Annotated in this window: 4 protein-coding genes and 2 pseudogenes; 3 read left to right on the top strand and 3 right to left on the bottom strand. The window is 63.9% G+C overall.

The features are described 5' to 3' along the window. The 3 genes and pseudogenes from EN994_RS16485 to tauA form a co-directional block, all read right to left on the bottom strand. Nucleotides 1-357 (bottom strand): annotated as a pseudogene (locus EN994_RS16485) (taurine ABC transporter permease); the annotation flags it as partial. Further along, nucleotides 354-1145: a taurine ABC transporter ATP-binding protein gene (locus tag EN994_RS16480; protein WP_013528707.1), complete on the bottom strand. Its 792-nt coding sequence runs from the start codon at nucleotides 1143-1145 to the stop codon at nucleotides 354-356. The pseudogene EN994_RS16485 and the gene EN994_RS16480, both read right to left, overlap by 4 nt. Before the next feature lie 159 nt (nucleotides 1146-1304). Continuing rightward, nucleotides 1305-2318 (bottom strand): taurine ABC transporter substrate-binding protein, encoded by a 1014-nt coding sequence (tauA, locus tag EN994_RS16475; protein ID WP_024502228.1) that lies wholly within the window; start codon nucleotides 2316-2318, stop codon nucleotides 1305-1307. Nucleotides 2319-2961: 643 nt separating this feature from the next. On the opposite strand from tauA, the pseudogene EN994_RS35665 reads away from it, so the two are divergent. The 3 genes and pseudogenes from EN994_RS35665 to EN994_RS16465 all read left to right on the top strand — a co-directional run. Then, a pseudogene (locus EN994_RS35665) lies at nucleotides 2962-3330 on the top strand (Rrf2 family transcriptional regulator); the annotation flags it as partial. Nucleotides 3331-3399: 69 nt separating this feature from the next. Beyond that, nucleotides 3400-4734, top strand: a complete 1335-nt coding sequence (locus EN994_RS16470) for an FAD/NAD(P)-binding protein (RefSeq protein ID WP_013528704.1) — start codon at nucleotides 3400-3402, stop codon at nucleotides 4732-4734. A gap of 291 nt (nucleotides 4735-5025) precedes the next feature. Next, nucleotides 5026-5331 (top strand): pyridoxal-phosphate dependent enzyme (locus EN994_RS16465; protein ID WP_127307655.1); only part of this gene is annotated, 306 nt, incomplete at its 3' end.

Genomic DNA, 5331 nt, shown 5'->3' with positions numbered 1-5331 from the left:
ATCCTCGTCGGCGTGCCGGTTGGGCTCGCCGACGAGGATGGCGGCGACCAGCGCGGCGAAAACCCGGCCCAGGCTGGCGACGGCATGCTGCAGCAGCGTCGCATCGACGAAGCCGTCGCGGGCGACGGTGATGAACTTGTTCCACACCGCAACCGGCGAGGGCAGGAACACTGGCGACACCAGTTGCAGGCGGGCCGACAGCGCCCACAGCGCCAGCACCACCAGGATGGTCACCACGCTGACCGCGCGCGCGGAAACGCCTTTGCGTTTCGGGCTGGACCGCGACCACGGCACCGACAGGCCGTCGGCCTCGTCGACCTTGTGTCCCGGCCGCTCGGTGTAGGAGGTAACGGTCATGCCGCCTCTCCTTCGAAGATCGCGTCGGTTAGTTCGCCGCGCGCCGCGGCGAAGGCCGGGTCGGCCTTGATGGTGCGGATGGCCTCGCCCGATGCGTAGCGCCTGGAGAAGCCCGGTTCGAAAGTTTGCACCACGCGGCCCGGGCCAGGCGCCAGCACGACGATGCGGGTGGCCAGCACCAGCGCCTCCTCGATGCCATGCGTCACCATCAGCACGCCGACATCGCTTGCCGTCCACAGATCGAGCAGCGTCGTCTGCATGCGCTCGCGCGTCAGCGCATCGAGCGCGCCGAGCGGTTCGTCGAGCAGCAGGAATTCGGGTTCGGCGGCGAGCGCCCGGGCCAGGCCGACACGCTGGCGCATACCGCCGGAAAGCTCCCAGATGCACTTGTCGCCGGCGTCGGCGAGCTTCACCAGCGCCAGCAGCTCATCGGCGCGCCGCGCCCGCTCGGCCGGAGCGACACCGCGCAGCCTGAGCGCGAAGGCAACGTTTTCGCGCGCCGTCAGCCATGGGAACAAAGCATCGTTCTGGAACACCACCGCCCGGTCCGAGCCAGGTGCTGTGATCGGCTTGCCGTTGATTGAAGCCGTACCGCGCGCCGGCGCGACAAGGCCGGCGGCGACGTTGAGCAGCGAGGTCTTGCCGCAGCCGGAACGGCCGACCAGCACGACGAAATCGCCCTTGGCGACATCGATCGACACCCGCTCGACCGCAGGCGCTGCCTGGCCGTCATAGTGGATCGAGACCTTGTCCAGTACGAGATGCGGGTCGAGCACGAGATGCGGCATGGATGCCTCGCGGTTCGTTGAAATCCGACTGCCCCGGCCCTCGTCAGCGGTTCCGGGGCAGTCAGCACGCGGCGTTAGGGAAAAAGATCCGCGCGCGTTCAGAGCAATTCCAGGAAAAGCGTGAAGCGGTTTTCCGTCCGGAATTGCGTTAAGCGAGTACTAGTTCGAGGCGAGCGCCTCGGTGACGTATTTCGACGATACGTATTTCGAATAGTCGGGAAGCACGGCGTCGATCTTGCCTTGCTCCTTGAGGAAGGTGGATGTCGCTTCGACCGCCTTGACCGTGCCGCCGCCGAGGAATTTGTCGGAGGCCTGCTCTTCCAGCGTCGGGAAGACATAGCCCTTGAGCAGCTGCGGCACTTCTTCCAGCTTGGCGCCGGTGAGTTTGGCGATCGCGGCCGCCTGCGGCGACGATACCGACCAGGCTTCGGGCTTGGCGAGGAACTCGGCATATGCCGCGCCCGTCACCTTGACGAAGTCGCGCACCGCTTCCGGGTTCTTTTCGGCGAAGTCGGTGCGCACGATCCAGGCGTCGAAGGTCGGCGCGCCCCAGGCGGCGACCTGCGAGGAATCCACCACCACCTTGCCCGTCGTCTTGATCTGGCCGAGCGCCGGATCCCAGACATAAGCGGCGTCGATGTCGCCGCGCGAGAAGGCGGCGGCGATTTCCGGAGGCCGGAGATTGAGGATCTCGACCGACTTCGGATCGACGCCCTCATGCTTCAGTGCTGCGAGCAGGCTGTAATGCGTCGTCGAGACGAACGGCACGGCGACCTTCTTGCCGGCGAGATCGGCGATTTTCTCGATGCCGGCGCCGTTGCGTGCCACCAGCGCCTCGGATTCGCCGATCAGGCCGACGATGAAGATGGTCTGGATCGGCAACTCGCGGCTCGCCGCCGCCGCCAGCGGACTCGAGCCGACATAGCCGATATCGACCGAACCGGAAGCGACCGCGGCGATGACATCGGCGCCGGAATCGAATTTGCGCCAATCAATGGTGGCCTTCGTCGCCTTTTCATAGGCGCCGTCGGCCTGCGGCACTTTCGAGGGTTCGACCACCGTCTGGTAGCCGATGGTGATCTTGAGGTCGTTGGCAAGGGCCGGGCCGAGGAAGGCCGCACCGGCAAGTGCCGCCGACGAGAGCAGAAGAATGCGTCGCGAAATGGTGGACATGAAGGGCTCCTGAAAAGAGAAAAACCGGAATGCTTCATAATAGTCAGCTAATTCTATGGTTCTTGTAGAGTTAAATCCTTCCAACCAAGGCGGGCTTGTTAGAAAAAAGCTGTCGATGGTGAGGTGGTGAGGCGGATAGGGTGGTTGCGGTGGGGCAGAGTGTCGCCACAGGGCAGGCCTTTCGACGCCGGCGGGCCAGCGCCCCCCTCTGTTCCACCGACCTTTAACCTCCTGAACTGCGGTGATGGCTCCGCCTACGCCCACCGCGAACTAGAATTCCCGCTTCCGGCCTCTTCCAGGCAAATTCATGCCTCAAATAACCGCCGATTTGACAACCCATTCCGCGTGTTCGAGGGTAAGTATAGTAATCTTATCGACATTGAGATTGGAGGCGACGATGAGCAGTCACCATATCGCGATGATCGCGCCCCCAAACTCGTGCGCTTTTGTGTCCCTGTGGGCACAAAGGCTAGTCAAAATGGCCCGCGCGGCTTGAAAACGAAGCAAAATCAGAAGTTCTCGGCTTGTACATCATGTCACTAGAATTTATGTGTCATGCGGGCTTGGACGCGGCGGCAACGCACGCCAGGCGTTTTGCAACCGATGGTTCCATGCCGTCGCATGCCAGAGAAAATTTGATCTCATGCTCACCAAAAAAGGTAAGTACGGCCTCAAGGCGCTTGTCCACCTCGCGCGATTGCCGGCCGGGCAGCTCGCCTTCGTCAACGACGTCGCCACCGGCAACAACATCCCGAAGAAATTTCTCGACGCCATCCTGGGCGAGTTGCGCAATGCCGGCTTCGTCCAGAGCCGCAAGGGCAAGGATGGCGGCTATCGCCTGGCGCGCCCCGCCGACGAGATCAAGGTCGGCCATGTGGTGCGCGTCCTCGACGGTCCGCTGGCGCCGATCCCCTGCGCCAGCCGCACCCAGTACCAGCGCTGTGAAGATTGCAACGAGGCGAGATGCCAAGTCCGACATCTGATGCTCGAGGTCCGGCAGGCGATCGCCGATGCCGACCGACAGGTCGTCGAGAGAGATATCGCGCATTTCGGCGAGGCTGCGCAGAGCGAAGGCATGCCTATGACCGGGCGCGCCAACTCCATCATCATTGTCGGTGGCGGCGCCAGCGGCGTCGTGCTGGCCGCGCATCTCCTGAAGTCGCCCAATCCCGACCTGCGCGTCACGCTGATCGAAAGGCGCCCGCATTTCGGCCAGGGCATCGCCTATTCGACGCTGCTGTCGGCGCATGTACTGAATGTCAGCGCCGCCGGCATGAGCGCCTATGCCGACGATCCCGGCAATTTCTGGCGCTGGCTTCAGGAACGCGGCCTGGCAACGGCTGAGGAGGCGCCCTTCTATGCGCCACGCAGCATCTATGCCCGCTATCTCGGCGAGTTGCTGGTCGATCTGGAAGCGCGGGAAAAGCAGAGCGGTCGGCTTCGGCTGATCCGCGAGGAAAGCCTCTCGATCACGCCCACCGCCTCCGGCGTCGAAGTGGCGCTGGCCAACGGCACCAGCGTCGTTGCGCATCTCGCCGTGCTGGCCACCGGCCACGACGAGGAGCCGGCGCAAGGCCATGCCATCAGGATGGGATCGGAAGCCGACACAGCACTTCCGCCCGGCGCCGGCGTCATGGTGCTGGGCACCGGCCTCAGCATGGTCGATGCTTTCCTGGCGCTGGAGCAACGCGGCCATCGCGGCGACATCATAGCTGTGTCCAGGCGCGGCCTGCTGCCCTCGCCGCATCGCAAGGGCAATCCGATCAAGCTCGACGTCGCCGACATTCCGCTCGGCACGCAGCTCTCCTATTTCGTCGGCTGGTTCCGCGACCTGATCAAGGAAAACCAGAAGGCCGGCATCGACTGGCGTGACGTCGTCGACGGGCTGCGGCCGTTCAACCAGAAGATCTGGCAGAACTGGCCGGCTTCCGCCAAACGCCGCTTCGTCGAGCACACCAAGGCCTGGTGGGACATCCACCGCCATCGCATGGCGCCCGAGGTCTACGCCCGTGTCACCGAGGCCGTGCAATCCGGCCGCATCCGCCTGGTCGCCGGCCGCGTCGTCGACATTGCGCGCAACGGCGAATTCACCGTCCAGGTCCAGTCGCGTCACACGCAGCGTCTCGAGACCTTCGAGGTTGCCCGCATCTACGATTGCTCTGGCATCGTCAGGGACATCTCGACCTCGTCGAACAGCGTCGTGCGCTCGCTGGTCGACCGCGGCCTGGCAAGGCCGGATCCGCTGCGCATCGGCCTCGACGTATCGACCAAATGCGAGATCATCGCCGGCGACGGAACCGTTTCGGCCAAGATCCTCGCCGTCGGCCCGCTGACGCGCGGCACCTTCTTCGAGATCGACGCCATCCCCGATATCCGCGTGCAGTGTGCGAGGCTGAGCAAGCAGCTGCTGGGGTAGGCTGTGTCGATATTCAGGTGATGCCGGCCTGCAAATGCGGCTTCCTGTGGCTTCCGGTGCTCACGTACCCAAAAGTACGCTCTGCTCCGGTTCTCGGAATCTGCCATTTTCGGCTCGGCCTGACCTGAATCTCAACACACCCTCCAAGCCCTTGAGGCACAAACCGGAATTTCATTCCGCATCTGGCCGGTTGATTGGCACGATCTATCTTCTTTCCGACTGCAAAGGGCTGGAAAAGAGGCTACGCTGCCGCCCTGCCCAGAGGCGGTCGCTTGGTCATGGAGCATCGATATGAGCGAGCATGAGATCGCCACACTGGACAGTGCCCCCTCGGAAGCCGAATTGTCCCGCCTGCGTCCGCCCTACAAGTCGGTGCTCGACCTGATCGGCCAGACGCCGGTGGTCGAGCTGACCAAGTTCGACACCGGCAAATGCCGGCTGTTCATCAAGCTCGAAAGCCAGAATCCCGGCGGCTCGATCAAGGACCGCATCGCGCTGTCGATGATCGCCGCGGCTGAAAAGCAGGGCAAGCTCAAGCGCGGCGGCACCATTGTCGAGGCGACGGCCGGCAACACCGGGCTTGGCCTTGCCCAGGTC

The sequence above is a fragment of the Mesorhizobium sp. M7A.F.Ca.CA.002.09.1.1 genome, assembly GCF_003998555.1.
Classification (GTDB): domain Bacteria; phylum Pseudomonadota; class Alphaproteobacteria; order Rhizobiales; family Rhizobiaceae; genus Mesorhizobium; species Mesorhizobium ciceri.
This window is presented reverse-complemented; position numbering and strand designations above follow the sequence as displayed.